We start from the raw sequence: 20,468 nt of genomic DNA on the forward strand, positions 1-20,468 counted from the left end.
TCATGTCATTTCGCAGTTTCTCTAAAGACCATGCGAACGCGGCTAACAAGACCGAAGCCCTATCTGCTACAGCCGCCCCGACATCCCCGGCCAAAACCGCCGAGCCAGCACCTGATCCCGAGCCGGCCGGGCCAGAAGCCCCGACAGCAGTCCCCCATCAGGGCGCGAACGACTGACCTGCATCGCGGAGGGGTCATACCCTCCGTCCTGCCCTGTTTCGTGCAGCGGCATTGTTACGCTGACCTTGCCAGGGGCAAGACACCATCGCAGGGCATATTCCACCATCAAAAAGAGCCTGTCCGATGTCCCATGAGCGCACCTCACAAAAAACAGTAACCTTTGACCATCCGTTTCATCTCAAGGGGTTTAACGATCTGTTCCCGTCCGGCAGCTATGTTGTTGAAACCACCGAAGAACTGGTCGAAGGCATTTCATTTACCGTCTATCGCCGGGTATCGACGGAACTTCACCTTAAGGCAAAGCTGAACGGGATGCTGGTTGACCGTATCCTGAACGTCAATCCGATTGATCTTGATCTGGCACTTTCAAAGGATGGTGAACAGGAAGCGGGTCCTGATATCCACTAATCCGTCATCGACCTGCATACAGGCCGCTTTTCGGGGGCAATTTGCCCTTTGCCTGCAACCATCCCATATATAAGACATCAGCCGTTTCAACGAAGGATCGCAAAACGGCTATGGCGCTTCGCCATATACCCCCGTGGTGATGAGCAAATCCGGGGCAGAAGCGCCTGGTTTAACAGCCGGAAAGTTCGGCCCATGGCCGGATTGATCGCCCGACGGGTGCGATATCACAATAAAAACCAGATCAGCCCCGAGAACGATCATCTTCCGGATGCTCGAAGGAGCCATGATCATGAGCATTACCCGCACAACCCATCGCACGGTGACGTTCTTTCATCCGTTCCACCTGTCTTGCCACGACGGACTGCTTCGCGCGGGTGAATATGAAGTCGATACACTTGAAAAGCTTGATATCGAAGCCGCAACGCGCAGCTATATCAAACTGGAATGCCAGCTTCATCTCTGGTCCGAGGAAGATCTGGCACAGGGGATCAAAAGCCTGACAGTCATGCCCCAGGAACTCGAAGCAGCCCTTGCCCTTGATTCCGATCCACTACGCGAAGATGAACGTAACCGGATGATCAAATCCTTTGGCGGCGTATCAGAAGACACAGCCGCCTGAACAACAGGTAAGCGTCCCAGCGCATCCCTTCCGCCTGATCGGGTGTTTCCGGCATTCAAGGCAGCCGGATCACCGGTGTCAGCCACCCCATGGACTGCATCATTTTCACCGCTTCAAACACCGGTATTGCCATCAAGAACCACAATGCATCGCGTGTGGTCGTTAAAAACAGGGCCGGTTTGCAGACAAGGTCAACCTCATCACGCCAGCGATACCATGCAGGACGGAAACGCGGCGTATAGTTGCGATAGCGCGCGTACATAACACCGAACCGTTCAGCCAGAAGTCTTTCTTCGCGGATGACAACACCGCGAAACACAAGCCAGCCAGCCACCGCAAAAATAAACCCGATACTCAGGCTTCCGGTTTGCAGTCCCGCGCCAAACGCCCCGATGATGCTAAAGACATAAAGCGGGTTGCGACATAGGGAATAGGGTCCGCTTGTTACCAGTTCGGTTTTCTTGCGCCCGCCAATATAAAGCGAACACCAGCCGCGACCGAAAATGCAAATGGCAATTGCCCCGACGCCAGCCCCCTCGATCAAATCATGAAGCGGGCTGTCAGGTGCCAGAACAGACCCGCTTCCACCGACCAAAACCAAAAGGACCAGCACGCCAAGACGAATGACCCGCTTTCGGCGGCGCTGGACATTTTGCAGATCGTCGTAACCAATCCTGATAGCCGGTTCGGAACTGTCAGGAAGACGGGAGATATTCGGTTCGGACATTCAGGGCACCCTGTATCTGGTTGTGATACAGGAACCCTATTCCTGTCAGACCGCGTCTGACGTCCTGTGCTGCGCATCCGGTCGTTCGGATGCAGCTTCGGACGCAGTGCCCGATGCATCGCCCCTGTTGCTTTCCCGATTTGACAGATACTTGTCTCTGGCGGCTTCGCGCACGGCACTGGGCGTTTCGCCCGTGATCTTTTTGAAAGCCAGATTAAAGGTCGATTTCGAATTGAAGCCGACACTGAGCGCGATATCAAGGATCGTCCGATCAGGTTCAAGCAACAGTACCGCATGGGCCTCCTCGATCCGGGCACTATTGACGAAATCAAAGAAACTTTGCCCGACATGCCGGTTGAGCACATAGGATAGCTGGTTGGGGGTAATCCCAACCGCCTTTGCCAGTTTCGGAAGCGAGACCAGCGGGTCGAGCAATATTTCCCGCTGCTTGTATATGGCCGAAAGCCGTGCGACAGCCGCCCTCACCCCGTCTTCATCCAGAAGCGGGCGTGCGACACTCCCGCGCATGTCGCCCGGGTTTTCCCGATCAGATAGCGTATTTTCTTCGCCCGACATGCTGTTCGACAGACTATCCGAACTTCTGTTCGATACCGGGGTTGATGTTCCCGTCGCAATGGCATCGGAGTCAGCATCAGCCATATCGCCCGGCCAGTCCGGCAGGACAAATAGTGTGGGCTGCGTCGCGATCACATAACTCATGGCAAACAGCACCAGCACAATTGCAATCCCGACCCCGGTCATTTCCATCCTGTCGGGCAGATAAAGACCCGCGATCTTGCCGATCAATACGGTAACGAACATCAGGCTCACCCCGCCAAGGATCACCGTGATCCAGCGTTGCATTGCCTGCCGGTCTGCACCCAGCTGTTCCTGGGTCTTCCGGAAATAACGCCGCGACACACGCCAGATCAGCCAGATATAGAGCGATGACTGCGTCAGAATCGCAAGCCAGCAAAACACCCTGATCCCGGCAATCAGAATACTCAGATAACCTGTCGACAACTGTCCTGCCGCCGCATCTGCGTCTTCAAGACTGTCCAGCCCCCCGACCGTCAGCAACCATAACATCAGATTGAAGATCAGCCCGGCCAACAGGAAATGCCCCCATGGCCGCTGCGATGGCGTGCCCGAAATTTCCCGGAAATACAGATAAATCGCCGGAGCAATCAGGAAATTGGCGGGAAAAAAGAATACCAGCAACACATCCTTGCTTGCACCGTTCAGGAAAACTTCACCGATATCTTCGAGCAGATTGACCATGACTGCGGCCAGAAAAAGCATCATCCAGCGGTTTGCCGCGAAGGCCCCTACACCTTCGGACCGTAGCAACAGACACAGGAAAATGCCCTGCATCACGCCGATCACGGAAATCGTCATGTCAAAAATTTCGGGAAACCCGACCACCATCTTAAATCACCACCTGCTTTTTCTGGCTACATCTTGCCCGGACTTTGCCTGTCCGAACCAACTATACCGTTTCAATAGACACAGTCGGACATAAAAGGCGTCCGACTATGCACAAACGGACGCAACCATCCGCACTTTTCGCCAGATTGGTTACCAGACGCCTGTCACCAAAACTGGATGATCCGATCCGTAACAAATCGGGTTCCATAATCGTCCCGGTAGAGGCAGCGTCATAAAAATTTCTATCATAATCGATTGACTGTATCGAATTGATATATGATATTCCGACATATATCGAACTGATATAGCGAAACTGGCAGCTTCCCCCGCCAGTTCGCATTCAGTTCGGGGGAAGAAACAAGGACACAGAACAGAAGATGGACGTACGCACACTTTGTCTGGGCGCTCTAATGGGCGGCGAGGCAACGGGATATGAAATCCGGAAGATGTTCGAAGATGGCACCTTCAGCCATTTTCAGATTGCATCGCTTGGCTCGATTTACCCGGCACTGACCAAACTGACGCAAGACGGTCTTGTGACCTTTGTCGAGCATGAGCAGGAAAACCGTCCCGATAAAAAGGTCTATCAACTGACCTCCGAGGGACGGCGCACATTCCTGCGCACGCTTTTGCAAACGCGCCCGGCCGAGGACCGTTACCGTTCCGACATTCTGTTCATGCTGACCTTCGCCGAAGAGATGCCGATAGAACTGACCGAAGCCCTGATTGATGAATTTGCCGCCCGTCATGAATTGATGAGCCATCAGATCGACCCGGAAAATGACGACAAGCCCGGAACCATGTCGACCTATGGCCGCGATGAAAACGGGGCCCCGAAACCGGGATGTTGTTTTGTCGCCGGTCTGGGACAGGCCATGTGCGAGGCAACCCTGAAATTCATCCGTGAAAACAAACAGGGTCTGCTTGATGAACTGCGAGATTTCAAGGCACGCAAACCGTGATCGGGAAGCCCTGAATTGTCTTGAATAAACACGCAAAAAGACGTGCCTGCAAAAGCGCCAAAAACACATTCCGCCGACGGAATATTTGAGGGAAAGAACATGAACGCTTCACGCCTGATCGCAATCCTTCTGGTCTTGGGGACCGTTGTTTGGGTCGGCAGCGCCTATCTCGGGGATGATCCCGCAGAGGCCGCGAACACGTCCGAACAACAGGCAGCGCAAGCTGACGAACAGACAGCCAAGCCGCGTGCGAGTGTCCGCACCATCACCAGCAAGGCGGTTGATCACGTTGATTATCTGCGCATTTCGGGCCGTACCGAAGCGGTGATTTCTGTTGAAATCCGCGCCGAGACAGAGGCCCGCGTAACCGAAATCGGCGCGACCAAGGGGCAGACCGTCAAGAAAGGCGATCTGATTGCCAAGCTGTCCGTCGATGATCGTCAGGCACGTGTGGAAAAGGCCCGTGCCCTTGTTGCCCAGCGTGAACTTGAACATTCGGCAGCCAAAAGTCTGGCCGCGAAAAATTATCGTTCCAAAACCGGCGTTGCCCAGACACTTGCGCTGCTTGAAGAAGCCAAGGCAGATCTGACCATTGCCCGGACCGAACTGAACAATACCGAAATTCGCGCTCCGTTTGATGGCATTGTCGAAAATCGCCCGGCCGAGATCGGTGATCTTCTGTCGATTGGTGATCCGGTTGCAACCATGATCCAAGCTGACCCGATGCTGGTTGTAGCCCAGGTCCCCGAACATTCGATCAGCGCCATCGAACTTGGTCAGCTGGCATCCGTATCGCTTTATGACGGCACCCGCTATGACGGGATTGTGCGTTACACCGCGCGGGTATCTGACAACAATACCCGTACCTTCCGGGTTGAGGTCGAAATCAACAATGCCGATCTGAAAATCCCCGATGGCATGACGGCCGAACTTGAAATTCCGGTTGGCACCAAGCGTGCCCATCAGGTTCTGCCATCTGTTCTGACCCTTAATGATGACGGTGAGCTGGGCGTGCGCGCCATCACCGATGGCAACAAGGTTGACTTCCTTCCGGTCGAACTTCAGGGCGGCTCGCGTGAACGCGTCTGGATTGGCGGCCTGCCACAGGAATTCGAACTGATCGTGGTCGGTCATGACTGGGTCAAGGAAGGGGCACTTGTGAATGTTGTCCATCTTGAAACCGACGAGGCCGGTCTTCCGATAGCACCCGATCCCGCATCAATCGATGGGGAAAACGGTACGACAATTTCGGAACGGACCGCGCAATAAGCGCGTGCATGAGGAGATAGAAAATGTCCCTGATTGATCACGCGTTACACAGGTCGCGCACCGTCATTCTGGTTCTGGTCCTGCTGCTTGCAGCTGGCTGGGTTGGCTATAACACCATCCCCAAGGAAGCCGATCCGGATGTTCAGATCCCGGTACTGTATGTCACCATGCATCATGATGGCATATCGCCCGAAGACGCTGAACGCCTTCTTTTGCGTCCGATGGAACAGGAATTGCGCTCCATCGAGGGTGTCAAGGAAATGAGCTCGCAGTCCTATCAGGACGGGGCATCGGTAACGCTTGAATTCTATTCAGATGTCGAGATCGACGAGGCATTGGCAGATGTTCGCGAACGCGTTGACATTGCCAAGTCCGAACTGCCCGAAGAAACCGACGATCCCGAAGTTCACGAAGTCAACCTGTCGCTGTTCCCGGTTCTGGTTGTCACCCTGTCCGGGGACGTGCCCGAACGTGCGCTCTTGCGTATGGCGCGTGATCTTAAGGATTCAATCGAAGGCATCCCGGCGGTTCTGGAAGCCAAACTGGCCGGTGACCGCGAGGAACTTGTCGAATTCGTTATTGATCCGATGAAGGTCGAGACCTATCGCCTGAACGGGATCGATATTGTATCACTGGTGCGCAGCTCAAACTCGCTGGTTGCAGCAGGTGCTGTTGATACCGGTACCGGGCGCTTTAACATCAAGGTCCCCGGCCTTTTTGAAAGCGTGAATGACATTCTTGATATGCCGCTGATTGTGGACGGGGATTCTGTCATCCGGTTCCGCGATATCGGCGATGTCCGCCGGACATTCAAGGATGCAACAAGCTTTGCGCGCCTTAATGGCGAACCGGCGATTGCGATCGAGGTTTCAAAACGTGTTGGCGAAAACATCATCGAGGTGATTGATGCGATCAAGGCCACCACAGCCGAGGCTCAGCAGGCTTTCCCGCCGAACCTGACAATCAGTTATTCGCAGGATAAATCATCTGATATCCGCACCATGCTGTCTGATCTTCAGAACAGCGTGATCCTTGCGATCCTTCTGGTGATGGTGGTTGTCATCTGGTCGCTTGGATGGCGGTCGGGACTGCTGGTTGGTTTGTCCATTCCGGGCTCCTTCCTGACAGCGATCCTGATCCTTTGGGCGCTGGGCATGACGGTCAATATCGTTGTTCTGTTCAGTCTGATCCTTGCGGTCGGGATGCTGGTTGATGGCGCGATTGTTGTCACCGAATATGCCGATCGCAAAATGATCGAGGGCATGCACCGCAAGAAAGCCTATCCGCTGGCGGCCAAACGCATGGCTTTGCCGATCATCGCATCGACCGCAACCACCCTTGCAGCCTTCCTGCCACTGGCTTTCTGGCCCGATATCGTCGGCGAATTCATGAAATTCCTGCCGATTACGGTACTGTTTACGCTTAGTGCGTCGCTTGCCATGGCCCTGATCTTTGTACCAACTGTGGGTGCATGGTTTGGCAAACCGGGCAGCGAAAACAATGCAAGCCTTGAAGCCATCGCCGCAGATCATGCCGATGACATTGACAAGGTCACGGGCGGTACCGGCCTTTATGTTCGCATCCTTAAGGGGTCGCTTCGTTTCTATTGGCTGATTGTACCACTGGCCTTTATCGTACTGATCGTTGTCTGGGGTGCCTTTGGCAAACTTGGCAAGGGTGTTGAATTCTTCCCGGCAGTAGAACCTGAGGTCGCTGTTGTTCAGGTCCGCGCACGCGGCAACCTGTCCTATTACGAACAGGATGCGCTGCTTAAGGAAGTCGAAGACCGTATTCTTGCCCTTGATACCCATCATGAAGGCGAGAACTGGTTTGACACGGTCTATGCCCGGTCGGGCAAAAGTGCCGGTGGCAACGAAGCCCCCGAGGATGTCATCGGGGTGGTTCAACTTGAATATGCTGACTGGCAGACCCGCCCGAAGGCAACCGAGATTGAAAAACGCATTCTCGAAGATACGGCCGATCTTGCCGGTATTCAGATCGAAGTACGTGCCCAGGAAGCAGGTCCGCCACAAGGCAAGGATATCCAGATCCAGCTGCGATCCTTCTATCCCGAACTGCTTGATCAAACAGCAACCATGCTGTTGACCGGCCTGCAGGACATGGGGGGTATGTATAACTTCGAAGACGGCAAGTCGCCCCCGGGCATTGACTGGGAATACACAGTCGACCGTGCCCAGGCGCTTAAATTCGGGGCTGATATCAACCAGATCGGCAATGTCGTCAAACTGGTGACCAACGGGATCAATTTCTCGACCTATCGCCCGGATGATTCGACCGAGGAAATCGATATTGTCGGCCGTTATCCGGCGCGTTACCGGTCGCTTGACGAGCTTGAAAACCTTCAGATCGTTACCGAAAAGGGTCTGGTGCCGCTTGCAAACTTCATCTCGCGGACCCCGAAACCCAAAACCGGAACACTGACCCGCGTTGACAGCCGCCGCGCGCTCACCGTCAAGGCAGACGTTCAGGATGGGATTCTGGTCGATACCAAGCTTGGCGAGGTCAAGGCATGGATGAGCACCCTTGAAATTGATCCGCGCGTGTCGGTCGAATTCAAAGGTCAGGATGAAGAACAGAAGAAGTCAGCAGAATTCCTTGTGAATGCCTTTACTGTCGCACTTTTCATCATGTTCATCATTCTGGTCACCCAGTTCAACAGCATCACAAGTTCGCTTCTGATCATGATCGCGATTATCATGTCAACGGCGGGCGTGTTCCTTGGTCTGATGATTACAGGACAAGCTTTCTCGATTGTGATGAACGGGATCGGGGTGGTTGCGCTGGCCGGTATCGTTGTGAACAACAATATCGTTCTGATCGATACCTTTGACCGGCTTAAACACACAGCAGGCAGCATCGAAGCCGCCATTCTTCAAACCGGCGCACAACGTTTGCGCCCGGTGATGCTGACGACGGTGACGACCATTCTTGGTCTGGTGCCGATGGTACTTCAGATCAATATCGACTTCGCTGCCCGTGCGGTTTCGGTTGGCGCACCGTCGACCCAGTGGTGGGTACAGCTTTCGACATCCATCGCATTCGGTCTGGCCTTTGCCACGGCACTGACACTGATCTTTACGCCCTGCGCCTTGATGATGCGTCACAAGCTTGGCGGCAAGTTCCGCGGCTTTGGCCCATGGATCAGGTCGCTTGTCAGCGTCTGGACGGGACGTGCCAACAAGACCCAGCACGATCCGAACGCCTAGAACAGAATAGCCGCGCGACTTTTCCCCCGACCCCGCCGCGCGGTTACACCGGCCCCCTCCCCCGAGGGGGCCGGTGATTTATTTCCGGGAAATTGTATTGATCAGTTGGATGGGGAAGATGTCGTCATCGCCCAGATCTGATCATAGCTGCCGCTGTTTTTGAGCTGATCAAGTGCTGCACGCAGAACTTCTACCGCATCATCATCGGTCGCAAGGCTGGCCGCCAGATAAAGATCGCTTGAAAGTTCGGGTATCCGGGCAACAACCTTAAGCCGATTGCTATCGACATCAAGCATGCGCACCCGATAGGGCAATGACAGGGCATCACCAGCAATCAGATCGGCCCTTCCGGCATATAACATGCGAATGGTGGCTTCTGCGGACGGGACCATTTCCACATCGAAGCCCGACTTCTGCAAATATTGCGCCTTTACGTCACCCAGCTGTCCGGCCACGTGAAAATCGCTTAGTTCCCGCCAGTTGTCCGTAGCCTGCACGCCGTTTCTGTCTAGCGCAAACAAACGCACCTGATAGGGGGCCACGGTGCCAATCCATTTGAATTTCGTTTCGCGATCCGGTCGACGGGCGATACTGAAAATCAGGGTGTTCGGCTGTTCAAGCGCCGTCGCATAGGCCCGCGCCCAGGGTTCGACATGGATTTCACATTTGGTCTGGCTCAGCACGCAGATCCTGTTGATCACATCCACTGCTGGGCCGTGCGCCTCGTTGGTTGCTTCATCAAAAATCACATAAGGCGGAAAGGATGTTGTCATCACGCGCAGGTCGGCCGCAAAGGTCAGGACAGGGAAAACAGCCGCAAGACCGCCGACAAACCAGCCAAGCCATCTTCCGGCCACTACCCTTGATTGATTAACCGACATCACCCAACCTCGCTAAAATACTCTTTTAAGGTAGATATTGCTTATATTGTTCGGATCAAGACGTCGCGGCATTCAAATACATACTTTACTAACAAACTGACCTGTATCCTTGCGATAAAGCAAAACAAAAAAAGTGAATGCGAGGAGCAGCGGAATGGATTGGTGTTGCGCATGAAATGTTCTGCAAGGTCGGGCTTGTATATCGCCGCATGGCTTTTTGCGTCACTTGCCGGTGAAAATGCGAATGCACAATCTTCGCAAACCACGTTGAGCTGGGCGGTCCCGCCATTTGCACCAGCCTTTATTACGGATGGTGATGAACTCCGTGGTTATGCCGCCGACACCCAGAACTGGTTTGTTGAAAAACTTCCGCAATATCAGCACGAAATCCTTCAGGTTCCGCTGGCCAGACTTCTGGCCGAAATGAAAAACGGAAACAGCGAATTACGCTGTTCGACAACCCTGATCCCGACAGAAGAACGCCGCGAATATATTACCTTTGCCAAGACAATCCTTTTGCATCTGCCGATCTCGGTTGTCATTCGCGTCAAGGACAAGGCGATGTTTGCCCCCTATGTGAACCAAGCGGGCCACATCGATCTTGCACAGCTGATCGCAAACAAGGACATGACAACCGCAATTCGCATCGGGCGGGCCTATGGTACACAGGTTGACAAATATCTCGACATGCATCGCGAAGACGCCAATGTCATGCAGGTCGCCGATGACACCAAGTTTTTGCGCATGCTTGAACTCAACCGGATTGACTGGACCCTTTATTTCCCGTCCGAGGCGGAATTTTACCGCCGTCGCCATGCGCCCGATCTTGATATCATGGCCATCCCGATTGCCGGAAACACCTCCTTGCTGACAGCAACGATCGGCTGTGCCGACACCCCGGAAGGGAAACAGGCGGTTGCTGAAATCAGCAAGATTGTCGATGAATATCCATCCATGCCCTGGACAGATTTCTATGCCGACTGGCTGAGCCCGCAAGACCGGGAATGGTTCAAGGCCGCCCGCGAGCAATTCATCAATTCCGACCAGTTCGAAGCACGCCTGCAATATCGACAAGACACCCCAAAATAGAATTACATAACGATTTATTTGCATTTATGGATACAAATACCCTTATTAAATAGGCAGCTCTTATAGCCTGCCTGAATGGGGAGATGATCCGGATGCGGCCTGCAGGCCACTGTTCCCGTCGCCTATTGGCGCGCAGCATGTTTGCTTTTCTGATCGGGCTGGGATGCCTGATCCCCTTGACCTCGACTGCCTCTGCGCAAACGGGTGAAAAGCAGTCTGTGACATGGACGCTTACCCCTTTGCCGCCTGCAATGCTTGAAAAGGACGGGCAGATTGTTGGTTACGGGGTTGATATCCTCAACTGGTTTTCCAGTCGCCTGCCACAATACAATCACATCAGGGAAATCGTACCGCTTCCACGGTTGCTTAAAACCATTACCGGACCGGGGACCTTTTGCAATATCGGCATGAACTCCACGCCGGAACGCAGGGAATTCCTGCATTTTTCCAACGCGGTTCTTCCCCATTTGCCCGTCAGCCTGATAACCAAAGCCGAACGCAATGAGCAGTTCAAGCCATTCATCAACAAGGATGGCGAAGTCGATCTTGAACGCATGATCGCCTTTGGCAAAATGAATGGCGCCCTGCGTTCACAGCGTTCCTATGGCCCGGTCATTGACGCCATTCTTCGACGCAACATCAATAATCCGGGACTGAGTTTTATTGGCAATGACGCCAATTTCCTGCAACTGATTTCTCTGGGGCGTCTGGACTGGACGCTTTATCTGCCCGCCGAGGCCGAATTTTATCGTCGCGCCAAACTTCCCGCAGAAATGTTTGCAAGCTGGCATATTGCCGGGAACGACCACTTAATGCCTGCATCAATTTCATGTAGCAAGACAGCAACCGGCGATGCCATCGTTGCTGCGATCAACAGGCTTGCCAAAGACAATCCTAACATGCCCTGGACAAGGTTTTATGCATCCGCCCTGTCCCGTCAGGACAAGCAGCATTACGAACAAAAACTGCAAGCCTATATCCGTAATGGTCCACCCGTACTGAACTTGGCGGTTGATCAGTAGGCCGGTTTCAGTCATCTGCGAAAACAACAAAAAAGCCGACGCATGCGTCGGCTTTTTCAATTCAGACCGGAAATCAGATCAGTTCTGATGGACGCGGTTCAGTCCCTCTTCGGGGTCGTCATCGGGTTCGCCATCATCATCTTCTTCATCGGCTGTGTCCTCTTCCTGCTGGTGCTCGACCCCCATACGACGATAGGACCGATAAGACAGCGGGAAGGTGATGAAATAGATCGCAGCGATGGCAGACAGCGTCAGCCAGGGCGAGGATACCAGAAACGCCACAGACGCCCCGAATGCCAGCATCAATGGCAACACCCAGGCACGCGGCACCTTGACCTTCTTGAAGCTGAATGTCGGCAAACGCGACACCATCAAACCCGCGATAATCACGCCATAGGGCGCAACGATATAGGGGCTGTCAAAAATGCCTTCGCCAAACTGGAAGGTCAGAACAATCGGCCACATCGCAAGGGCCGCTGCCGCCGGGGCCGGAACCCCGGTAAAGAACCGGTATGCCCAGGTTGGCAATTCCGGTTCGCCCAGCATCTGGGTATTAAAGCGCGCCAGACGCAGCATCATGCAAACTGCAAACAGCAATGACAATGCCCAGCCAATGCCGCCAAATTCATGGAGCGACCAGAAATACAGCATCATCGCCGGTGCAACGCCAAAGCACACAAAGTCCGACAGACTGTCAAGCTCGCCGCCAAAGCGGCTGGATGCGTTCAACATACGGGCCAGACGGCCATCAAGACCGTCAATAATCCCGGCAATCAGAATGGCGGCAACGGCGGCTTCCCAACGATCCTGCATTGCAAAGCGGATCGAGGTCAGACCGGCACACATGCCCATTATCGTTGCGACATTAGGCACCAGCCGCGTAAGCGACATCGCCTTGAAGCGACGCGGACGACGAATGGGATCGATGCCGCCACTCATTAGCGGATCTCCCCAACTGCGGCTTCCTTGCCCTTGACCGAAACATCGGCAAGAACAGTTTCACCGGCAATCGTGGTCTGACCGACAATCACATTGGGTGACACGCCTTCGGGCAGATACACATCAACACGCGAACCAAAGCGGATCAGACCGAAACGTTCACCTGCCTTAAGCTGCGAACCGGTACCGACATCACACAGAATACGACGCGCAACCAGACCAGCAATCTGGACCACACCAAATTCACGGCCTTCCTTGTCGCGGACCAGAAGGATCTGACGTTCGTTGTTTTCCGATGCCTTATCAAGCTCGGCATTAACAAACTTGCCCGGAACATAGGCTTCGCCAACGATCTCGCCATTGACCGGGCAACGGTTCACATGGACGTTGAAAACGTTCATGAAGATCGAAACGCGGGTGCGCGGGGTCTTGTCGTCAAGTTCCAGTTCCTTGGGCAGCGGCGCCTGCGAAATCATGCATACGCGGCCATCTGCCGGCGAAATCACCAGATTTTCATCGGTCGGGGTGATACGGTCCGGGTCGCGGAAGAAATACGCGCACCAAAGTGTCAGGATCACACCGATCCAGCCCAGCGGTTCCGCAATCAGGAACAAACCCACAGTGATCGCCGCGAAGATCGCAACGAATTTCCAGCCTTCAGGATTGATCGGTACAAGAACGGATTTCAAAGTCTTAATTCCCTGGTTGCCATCGATTGGGCATATCAAATTGGTACGATTGGTACCATGCGGGGGCGTTCTTAGCATCTAGTGATGACAAAGGGCAACGCAACCCGTGTAAAACTGTTCACCCAAAATTCAAAAGGGGCAAAACACACTTACCATGTGTTTTGCCCCCGGGAAAGAAAAGCAGTGCTTACTGCGCTTTTTCTTCGTTGGGCAGTGCAAAGATCTGCCCCGGATAAATCAGGTCCGGATCACGGATCTGTTTACGGTTCTGGTTGTAAATGACCCAGTATTTCAGGCCGTCACCATAGGTCCGGCGCGCAATCCGCCACAGGCTGTTGCCCGGCTGAACCACATAGCGCGAACCCGGTTCCAGAATTTCATCCGGCTTTGCACGCTCAAACGGAATTTCAACACGCGCGGTTACCTTGCCGCCATCATCAAGCTGATCGGCGCGCATCGTGTAATTGCCCGGTTCGATCGGCTCGCCAATCGTCAGCGCCCAGTTGCCATTTTCATCGGCCGGGGCAGTTCCGACATGTTTGTTATCAAGATAGACCTGAACGGTGTGGTCCATATCCGCCTTGCCCGACATCGCGACACGACCCTGCTGGTCATAATCGACAACATCGATGGAAAGACGCGGCAGACCCGGTGCGGTTTCGTCGGAGGCGGCATCATCGGCATCCCCCGCATCGTCCATCTTGGCCGGTCCCTGCAGGACGGTTGCGGCACCCTCGCCTTCGGTCGGGACCTTAAGGGCGATGATCGGCTGGGATTCTTCTTTGCTTTCCGTGGCTTCGCCATTTTCCGTTGCCTCGGATGCGGCGCGGTCTTCCGGCTTGGCATCGGGGATCAGAACGACAACCTTGTCTTCGGCCTTGGCCACAGCACCGGTTGCGTCTTCGGATTCAAGCGACAATTCGCGATCACCACTTGCCAGCGGCTTGCCCGGAAGGACCACCCACTCGCCGCGCTCGTCTGCGGTTGCCTCGCCGATAACTTCTTCACCTTCGCGAATGCGAACCTTGCTGTTGGGGGCTGCACGACCGGCAATCACGGCATTACCGTCCGGTCCGATGCGCACGACATCAAAGCTTGGATTGGTGATTTCCGGGGCGTCGGATTCCGGCGTTGTCGCCGGCTCGGGGGTTTTGACCTCGGAGGTATCAGTGGTCGTAACCGCGGGCGCCTGAGTGACCGGTGCAGTCTCTTCGTCCGCACTTTTGGTCAACATGTAATTCAGCGCAATCGCCGCAATGATCAGTACAACGCCGACAATGACGAGGATATAGGGTCGTTTCACCGGAAATATCCTTGAACGATGTTTATGTTATCGGGGTTTGCCCCCATGGTCGCACCCAAAACACTGGAATTGCTTGCCATATTCCCCTCAACCAATTCCTTTGGGCACGTTAATTAGAAACTTGTACTACTTTCAGATCACAGTTTCCATAACGTAACGAACAAACGATACCGCGGAAGCGTTAGGTAAAGATGAATAGAATCAGTCTCTTTGCTTAATTAACAGGAAGCTCATCTATCCATCAGAAGCGCGATGTTACGAAACCGTCCCTGCCATCTGAGCACCGACATAGGCGACCAATGCCGCCATGATCAATGGTAGTGCCAAAACTCCGAACCGGATCACGCTGCCAATCACAACCGCCTGTGCCGGATTGGCTTCGGGGACAAGCGCGCCAAGCTTTGCCGCCCCACGCCCCGAAGACACCACCAGAAGCAATACCGCAAATGAAACGGCCGATGCGGGTATGGCAATCATCATCACCGCTGCACTTGCCATCAGGGCCCCGACCACACCCAGCCATACTGCCGCACGATATTGCGGGGCTGCCTTTTCCGAGACCAGCGCCACCATCAGCGCGATCCAAAGTGCAGCCTGAAAGACAACATGCTGATCAAGGGCGAACTGATGGGCAATGATCCCCTGCCCCAGTGCCAGTGTCATCAGAACGGCAACCGGGCCGGGCTTTGCCGCATTTGCCACATCGCCCCCACTTTCAGTGGCCGTCGATTTAGACGATCTGGTTTTGGCGATCTTGGTCTTTTTGCCTTTGGCTGCTTTGCCATCAGGTGCGTCATCCTCGGTAAAGTCGGGACGCGTCACCCACAGGAAACAGCCGCCAATCACCAGAAATGCCAGCCAGGCCAGAAACTTGATCCCGCCCGGATGATAGGACAATCCGTTGACCGGTGCCGCCAGAACAAGCCAGCCGCCAAGCAACAAAAGAACGCCCGAGACTATCAGGCAAACACGTTCAGACAGCCTTGCAAAATCAAGGATCGCCCCGCAAACACCGCCCAGCACCAGCATCAATAATGCAGCACCAACACCACCGCGCGCCGTATCAGGCAAGCCGATGGCTGCCGGAACCGCAACGGCCACAGCGGGAATGATCGCTGCCAGCACCAGACGCCGGGCCAGGGCACGTTCAAGTCCCAGCCAAAGCGCCAGCATCAAAACCGCAGCGATGATGCCCGATACCAGAAGGGCGAGTATAAAGGGATTGTCGACAAACACGTTGGGCGGTCCTGCCATCTTTTCGTTGCTTCGCGATGTACTTCTTTATGCCTGACACAAATCCGTGCGCAGCATTACCCATCCCACAATCAGGTTCATAACTTGTTAACCCTGCGCCACAGCAGCACGGATTAATCAGAACAGGAGCCCTTTGCGGTGACTGTCCGTGGGCATCACCGTTCTGGCAAATAAAAGCAACGAAAATGCGGCGCAAACACGTCATTTAAATTTAAACTGCTGCCATGCACAAATTCCTGCCCCATCGCTGATTTGATCGGCTATGTTCGTTTCGAGTACGGGGCATCATTGAAAAATGTTGCCCCGCTACCTGCGAAACAAGAAACAAAAGGCAGGTCGCCATGACAAAAGTAAAATCAATCTGTGTATTCTGCGGCGCTTCGAATGGCAAAAATCCACAGCATATGGAAAATGCCGTCGCGTTTGGCAAAATGATGGCCGAACGGGGCATCGCACTGGTTTATGGCGGGGGTCGCATTGGCCTGATGGGCGCGGTCGCGGATGGCGTCATGCAGAATGGCGGCGAGGTTATCGGAATTATCCCCGAACACCTGCATGATATCGAAGTTGGCCATAAAGGCCTTTCCGAGCTGATCGTCTGCAAATCCATGCATCAGCGCAAGGTCGAGATGTTCAAGCGGTCCGACGCCTTCGTTACCCTTGCCGGTGGCCTTGGCAGTCTGGATGAAGCCTTTGAAGCCATGACACTGCGTCAGCTGGGCATTCATGACAAGCCGATGGTGTTCCTCAATGCGCTTGGTTATTGGGACAAGTGCTTTGACATGATCGACGGTATCATCGAGGAAGGCTTTGCACGCGAAAGCCACAAGAACCTCTATACGGTTGCCGATACGCTTGAAGAAGTATTCGAACAGCTTGCGGCAGAACCGGCACCGAAATTCGACCCGCGCGAAAAGCTTTTCTGATCGCGCTGCGAAACAGACAACCTTATGATTTGTCTGTATTAATCGATCAAAATTGACATTGTCATCTTGTCTGATGGCCCGAACGCCGCCCGATTTTTCGGGCGGCGTTTTTGTCACAATGTGACCGCCCGCAATCTCTGATCACCGGACTTTCATTTGATCATTTCCACGAAACCAAGGTTTTCCGCGGCTCTTATAACCGCCTGAATATTCATATGAATGTCATGCTTCTGAAATCTTAGTGACAACGAAGCCGCGTATGATCGTTTCATGTTCAAAGCAACAAATTGAACGATCAAATGAATATTTCGACACGACAACGCGACATCATCGACATTCTGCGCCGCGACAGCTTTGCCTCGATTGACAAACTGGCCGAACATTTTGACGTTACCCCGCAAACCGTGCGGCGCGACGTCAATATGCTAAGCGACGCCAATCTTGTGCGTCGGCGTCACGGCGGCGTTGAATATGCTGGCGAACCGGGCATGAACCTGTCCTATGAAAGTCGGCAGGTCACCAATATTGCCGCCAAGCACGCCATTTCATTGCATGTCGCAAACCTGATCCCGGACGGGGCATCAATCCTGATCGGGATCGGCAGCACGCTGGAACTGATTGCGCTGAACCTTGTCGAACACCGGCATCTGACGGTGGTGACCAACAATCTCAATGCCGCCATGGCCCTTGGCAACAATACCAGCAACCGGATCGTCATTCCCGGTGGCACCTTGCGCCTGCCTGATCGCGATGTCATCAGCCCCGATGCCGAGGCGATGTTTAACAATTACAAGGTTGATTACGGCCTGTTCGGGGTTGGCGGGATCGAGCCCGACGGCACGCTTACCGACTTTGATCATCGTGAAGTGTCATTGCGTCAGGCGATTGCCGCCAATTGCCGCAATTCGATCCTTGTGGCCGATCAATCGAAATTCGGCCGCCCGGCCCCGGCCAAGGGCGGTCATATCACGGACCCTGACCTGATTGTGGTGGATGGCGTGCCCGGCGGACCGTTCGCCCCGCTGTTTAATCGTCAGGACGTCCGCGCACGTCTGCAAATTGCAAAAAGCGAAAATTCCAAATGAGTGCCCAATCGCCTTTCATCCAGATCAAATCGGTATCGCGCGTCTTTAACGGCGGCAATGGCGTGCATGATCTGTCCATCGACATTCCACGCGGAAGCTTTGTCGTCCTTTTGGGACCATCGGGCTGTGGCAAGTCAACAACCCTTCGACTGATTGCCGGTCTTGAAACCGCCGATCAGGGCACAATTGCCATTGATGGCAAGGATGTGACCAATATGCCGCCCTCCAGACGCGGCCTGTCGATGGTGTTTCAGTCCTATGCCCTGTTCCCTCATCTCAGCGTTGCCGAAAACATCATCTTTGGCCTTAAGGTCCGCAAAACCGGCAAGGAAGAAATCAGAACCCGCCTTGATGATGCGCTTAGTGTCACCGGTCTTGCCGGATATGAAGATCGCAAACCTGCCGAACTTTCAGGCGGTCAGCGTCAGCGCGTTGCCCTTGCGCGTGCCATTGTCGCCGGTCATCCGCTGTGTCTGATGGACGAGCCGCTCTCGAACCTTGATGCCAAATTGCGCCATTCCGTCCGCCGCGATATCCGCGACCTGCAACAGCGCCTTGGTATCACGGTTGTCTATGTCACCCATGATCAGACCGAAGCCATGAGCATGGCCGATATCGTCATCCTGATGAAGGATGGCCGCATCGAGCAGGCGGGCAACCCGGCCGATCTTTATCTCAAACCCGCGACATCCTTTGCTGCCGGATTTGTCGGAAGCCCGCCCATGGCACTGATGCCGGCATCGGCCTTGCCGGGTGACGTGATCCCGGCTGGTTTGGATATGACCAAACTGACCTTTGGCATTCGCCCCGAAGATCTGGTTTTGACCACCAGTGCAGATCAATCGGCATGGAGCATTGCCGCCACGGTCACCGGAAGTGAGTTCCTTGGCGCGGAAACCTTTGTTTCCGTTGCGATCCCGGGAACAGAGGGCGCAACAGCCCGCCTGCCCGGTCAGGTCCATATCGCGCCGGGGACAAAAGTTTCGCTCAGTTGGGCTGGCGCTGCGGCCCACTGGTTTGATGGCGAGGACGGCCATCGTCTTGAACCGGCGATGCCCCGTCAAACAGCGCAGGAACCAAATACCTCCATCGAAACTGACACTGCAATTCCGAGTTTGTAACAGGGAAAACAAATCCATGCGGAACATCGTAACCAGTGCCGCCTTTGCGGCCGGACTGATGGCAACGGCAGCATCACCTGCTTTTGCTGCGACCGAGCTGACCATGTATTATCCGATTGCTGTTGGCGGCCCGCTGACCAACGTGATTGACGGCATGATCGAAGGTTTTGAAGCCGAACACCCCGATGTCAAAGTCAATGCCATCTATGCTGGCAATTATGACGATACCCGTCTGCGTGCCGTATCCGCGCTTAAAAGCGGCGATCCGGCACAGCTGTCTGTCATGTTCTCTATCGATGTTTATGACCTGATCGAACAGGACCTGATTGTTCCGTTTGACGATGTCGTCAAAACCGCAGAAGACAAGGAATGGCTCAAGGGCTTCTATCCGGCGCTGATGGCCAATGGCGAAGTCGATGGCAAAACCTGGGGCATCCCGTTCCAGCGTTCAACCATTGTCATGTACTATAACAAGGACATGTTCCGCGAAGCCGGTCTTGATCCGGAACACGCACCGGCCACCTGGGAAGAACTGGTTTCGGCGGGCAAGGTCCTTGCCAAGGACGGCAAATGGGGCCTGATGGTTCCGTCGACCGGTTACCCGTACTGGATGTTCCAGTGCTTTGCCATCCAGAATGGCAAGGAACTGATGAGCAAGGATGGTACCGAAACCTATTTCGATGATCCGGCTGTTGTCGAGGCGCTTGAATTCTGGCGTGGCCTTGCCACCGACGAAAAGATCATGCCCGAAGGCACGATTGAATGGGGCACGCTTCGTCAGGCCTTCGTTCAGGGTCAGACGGCCATGATGTGGCATTCGACTGGCAACCTGTCGGCTGTCAAACGCGAAGCCAAGTTTGATTTCGGCGTCGCCATGCTGCCGAAACATAAAAAGCCGGGCTCACCGACCGGTGGCGGGAACTTCTATCTGTTCAAAAACTCCAGCGACGAACAGAAAGCAGCATCGCTTGCGCTGATCAAATACATGACCGCACCGGAACGCGCTGCTGAATGGTCGATTGCGACCGGTTATGTTGGCGTCACGCCAGAAGCCTATGAAACCGACGCGCTGAAATCCTATGCGGCTGAATTCCCGCAGGCGGTTGTTGCCCGTGATCAGCTTGAAGTCGCGATCCCGGAATTCTCCACCTATGACACCGCGCGTGTCCGCGAAGGTCTGAACAACGCCATTCAGGCTGCTCTGACCGGTGAAAAGTCACCGAAAGAAGCCCTTGAAGGTGCACAGGCCGAAGCAACCCGTCTTCTTCGGGCGTTCCACTAACCCGATCTGCACGCCGAAGCGGGTTTCACGCCCGCTTCGGCACCCTTGTTTGTGACTT

At 54.4% G+C, this 20,468-nt stretch carries 19 protein-coding genes; 12 read left to right on the top strand and 7 right to left on the bottom strand.

Features of this window, described 5'->3' with window-relative positions:
* The first annotated feature begins 2 nt into the window (after nt 1-2).
* The 3 genes from WA318_RS13650 (at nt 3) to WA318_RS13660 (ending at nt 1,206) form a co-directional block, all read left to right on the top strand.
* Nucleotides 3-176 carry a hypothetical protein gene (locus WA318_RS13650; protein ID WP_336081924.1) on the top strand — a complete coding sequence of 58 codons (174 nt, stop codon included), beginning with the start codon at nt 3-5 and terminating at the stop codon, nt 174-176.
* A gap of 126 nt (nt 177-302) precedes the next feature.
* Nucleotides 303-587, top strand: coding sequence for a hypothetical protein (locus WA318_RS13655; protein ID WP_114098581.1), 285 nt, complete (start codon nt 303-305; stop codon nt 585-587).
* A gap of 289 nt (nt 588-876) precedes the next feature.
* Nucleotides 877-1,206, top strand: a complete 330-nt coding sequence (locus WA318_RS13660; RefSeq protein ID WP_114098676.1) for a hypothetical protein — start codon at nt 877-879, stop codon at nt 1,204-1,206.
* 55 nt (nt 1,207-1,261) lie between these two features.
* On the opposite strand, the gene WA318_RS13665 is transcribed toward WA318_RS13660, so the two are convergent.
* A complete protein-coding gene (locus tag WA318_RS13665; protein ID WP_336081927.1) occupies nt 1,262-1,933 on the bottom strand; it encodes a methyltransferase family protein in 672 nt (223 codons plus the stop codon).
* A gap of 45 nt (nt 1,934-1,978) precedes the next feature.
* Nucleotides 1,979-3,331 (bottom strand): helix-turn-helix domain-containing protein, encoded by a 1,353-nt coding sequence (locus tag WA318_RS13670; protein ID WP_336081929.1) that lies wholly within the window; start codon nt 3,329-3,331, stop codon nt 1,979-1,981.
* Nucleotides 3,332-3,738: 407 nt separating this feature from the next.
* Here WA318_RS13670 and WA318_RS13675 point away from each other — a divergent pair, with 407 nt between their 5' ends.
* The 3 genes from WA318_RS13675 to WA318_RS13685 all read left to right on the top strand — a co-directional run bounded on the left by WA318_RS13675 (nt 3,739) and on the right by WA318_RS13685 (nt 8,819).
* Entirely contained in the window at nt 3,739-4,323 is a 585-nt protein-coding gene (locus WA318_RS13675) for a PadR family transcriptional regulator (RefSeq protein WP_114098578.1), read from the top strand.
* 99 nt (nt 4,324-4,422) lie between these two features.
* Nucleotides 4,423-5,592, top strand: a complete 1,170-nt coding sequence (locus tag WA318_RS13680) for an efflux RND transporter periplasmic adaptor subunit (RefSeq protein ID WP_114098577.1) — start codon at nt 4,423-4,425, stop codon at nt 5,590-5,592.
* Between the two features lie 23 nt (nt 5,593-5,615).
* Nucleotides 5,616-8,819 carry an efflux RND transporter permease subunit gene (locus tag WA318_RS13685; RefSeq protein ID WP_336081933.1) on the top strand — a complete coding sequence of 1,068 codons (3,204 nt, stop codon included), beginning with the start codon at nt 5,616-5,618 and terminating at the stop codon, nt 8,817-8,819.
* Between the two features lie 101 nt (nt 8,820-8,920).
* Here WA318_RS13685 and WA318_RS13690 read toward each other — a convergent pair whose 3' ends face one another.
* The gene (locus WA318_RS13690; RefSeq protein ID WP_114098576.1) at nt 8,921-9,700 is read right to left on the bottom strand and encodes a substrate-binding periplasmic protein; all 780 of its coding nucleotides are present in this window, start codon (nt 9,698-9,700) and stop codon (nt 8,921-8,923) included.
* 171 nt (nt 9,701-9,871) lie between these two features.
* Between WA318_RS13690 and WA318_RS13695 the strand changes: the two genes are divergently transcribed.
* Both WA318_RS13695 and WA318_RS13700 read left to right on the top strand, forming a co-directional pair.
* Nucleotides 9,872-10,789, top strand: a complete 918-nt coding sequence (locus WA318_RS13695; RefSeq protein ID WP_336081936.1) for a TIGR02285 family protein — start codon at nt 9,872-9,874, stop codon at nt 10,787-10,789.
* Nucleotides 10,790-10,926: 137 nt separating this feature from the next.
* Nucleotides 10,927-11,811, top strand: a complete 885-nt coding sequence (locus WA318_RS13700; protein WP_336081939.1) for a hypothetical protein — start codon at nt 10,927-10,929, stop codon at nt 11,809-11,811.
* A 78-nt stretch (nt 11,812-11,889) separates the two neighbouring features.
* On the opposite strand, the gene pssA is transcribed toward WA318_RS13700, so the two are convergent.
* The 4 genes from pssA to WA318_RS13720 form a co-directional block, all read right to left on the bottom strand.
* Entirely contained in the window at nt 11,890-12,750 is an 861-nt protein-coding gene (gene pssA, locus WA318_RS13705; protein WP_114098573.1) for a CDP-diacylglycerol--serine O-phosphatidyltransferase, read from the bottom strand.
* Nucleotides 12,750-13,439, bottom strand: coding sequence for a phosphatidylserine decarboxylase (locus WA318_RS13710; protein ID WP_404969465.1), 690 nt, complete (start codon nt 13,437-13,439; stop codon nt 12,750-12,752). Before WA318_RS13710 ends, pssA begins: the two co-directional genes overlap by 1 nt.
* Before the next feature lie 187 nt (nt 13,440-13,626).
* Nucleotides 13,627-14,742, bottom strand: a complete 1,116-nt coding sequence (locus WA318_RS13715) for an Ig-like domain-containing protein (protein ID WP_114098572.1) — start codon at nt 14,740-14,742, stop codon at nt 13,627-13,629.
* A gap of 255 nt (nt 14,743-14,997) precedes the next feature.
* On the bottom strand, nt 14,998-15,996 hold the full coding sequence (locus WA318_RS13720) for a hypothetical protein (RefSeq protein WP_336081943.1): 999 nt from the start codon (nt 15,994-15,996) through the stop codon (nt 14,998-15,000).
* 341 nt (nt 15,997-16,337) lie between these two features.
* Here WA318_RS13720 and WA318_RS13725 point away from each other — a divergent pair, with 341 nt between their 5' ends.
* The 4 genes from WA318_RS13725 (at nt 16,338) to WA318_RS13740 (ending at nt 20,410) form a co-directional block, all read left to right on the top strand.
* Nucleotides 16,338-16,922, top strand: coding sequence for a TIGR00730 family Rossman fold protein (locus WA318_RS13725; protein WP_114098570.1), 585 nt, complete (start codon nt 16,338-16,340; stop codon nt 16,920-16,922).
* Between the two features lie 299 nt (nt 16,923-17,221).
* Nucleotides 17,222-18,007: a DeoR/GlpR family DNA-binding transcription regulator gene (locus WA318_RS13730; protein WP_336081947.1), complete on the top strand. Its 786-nt coding sequence runs from the start codon at nt 17,222-17,224 to the stop codon at nt 18,005-18,007.
* The gene (locus WA318_RS13735) at nt 18,004-19,128 is read left to right on the top strand and encodes an ABC transporter ATP-binding protein (protein ID WP_336081949.1); all 1,125 of its coding nucleotides are present in this window, start codon (nt 18,004-18,006) and stop codon (nt 19,126-19,128) included. The genes WA318_RS13730 and WA318_RS13735 overlap by 4 nt, the downstream gene beginning before the upstream one ends.
* A gap of 16 nt (nt 19,129-19,144) precedes the next feature.
* On the top strand, nt 19,145-20,410 hold the full coding sequence (locus WA318_RS13740; protein ID WP_336081951.1) for an ABC transporter substrate-binding protein: 1,266 nt from the start codon (nt 19,145-19,147) through the stop codon (nt 20,408-20,410).
* The last annotated feature ends 58 nt before the right edge of the window (nt 20,411-20,468 follow it).

The sequence above is a fragment of the Thalassospira sp. CH_XMU1448-2 genome (assembly GCF_037027285.1).
Taxonomy (GTDB): Bacteria; Pseudomonadota; Alphaproteobacteria; order Rhodospirillales; family Thalassospiraceae; genus Thalassospira; species Thalassospira profundimaris_C.

Coding starts and splice junctions, on each gene's coding strand:
- WA318_RS13725 (WP_114098570.1), top strand. CDS start 16,338: ATGACAAAAGTAAAATCAATCTGTGTATTCTGCGGCGCTTCGAATGGC.
- pssA (WP_114098573.1), bottom strand. CDS start 12,750: ATGAGTGGCGGCATCGATCCCATTCGTCGTCCGCGTCGCTTCAAGGCG.
- WA318_RS13655 (WP_114098581.1), top strand. CDS start 303: ATGTCCCATGAGCGCACCTCACAAAAAACAGTAACCTTTGACCATCCG.
- WA318_RS13720 (WP_336081943.1), bottom strand. CDS start 15,996: ATGGCAGGACCGCCCAACGTGTTTGTCGACAATCCCTTTATACTCGCC.
- WA318_RS13740 (WP_336081951.1), top strand. CDS start 19,145: ATGCGGAACATCGTAACCAGTGCCGCCTTTGCGGCCGGACTGATGGCA.
- WA318_RS13650 (WP_336081924.1), top strand. CDS start 3: ATGTCATTTCGCAGTTTCTCTAAAGACCATGCGAACGCGGCTAACAAG.
- WA318_RS13695 (WP_336081936.1), top strand. CDS start 9,872: ATGAAATGTTCTGCAAGGTCGGGCTTGTATATCGCCGCATGGCTTTTT.
- WA318_RS13730 (WP_336081947.1), top strand. CDS start 17,222: ATGAATATTTCGACACGACAACGCGACATCATCGACATTCTGCGCCGC.
- WA318_RS13685 (WP_336081933.1), top strand. CDS start 5,616: ATGTCCCTGATTGATCACGCGTTACACAGGTCGCGCACCGTCATTCTG.
- WA318_RS13700 (WP_336081939.1), top strand. CDS start 10,927: ATGTTTGCTTTTCTGATCGGGCTGGGATGCCTGATCCCCTTGACCTCG.
- WA318_RS13675 (WP_114098578.1), top strand. CDS start 3,739: ATGGACGTACGCACACTTTGTCTGGGCGCTCTAATGGGCGGCGAGGCA.
- WA318_RS13690 (WP_114098576.1), bottom strand. CDS start 9,700: ATGTCGGTTAATCAATCAAGGGTAGTGGCCGGAAGATGGCTTGGCTGG.
- WA318_RS13660 (WP_114098676.1), top strand. CDS start 877: ATGAGCATTACCCGCACAACCCATCGCACGGTGACGTTCTTTCATCCG.
- WA318_RS13665 (WP_336081927.1), bottom strand. CDS start 1,933: ATGTCCGAACCGAATATCTCCCGTCTTCCTGACAGTTCCGAACCGGCT.
- WA318_RS13735 (WP_336081949.1), top strand. CDS start 18,004: ATGAGTGCCCAATCGCCTTTCATCCAGATCAAATCGGTATCGCGCGTC.
- WA318_RS13670 (WP_336081929.1), bottom strand. CDS start 3,331: ATGACGATTTCCGTGATCGGCGTGATGCAGGGCATTTTCCTGTGTCTG.
- WA318_RS13680 (WP_114098577.1), top strand. CDS start 4,423: ATGAACGCTTCACGCCTGATCGCAATCCTTCTGGTCTTGGGGACCGTT.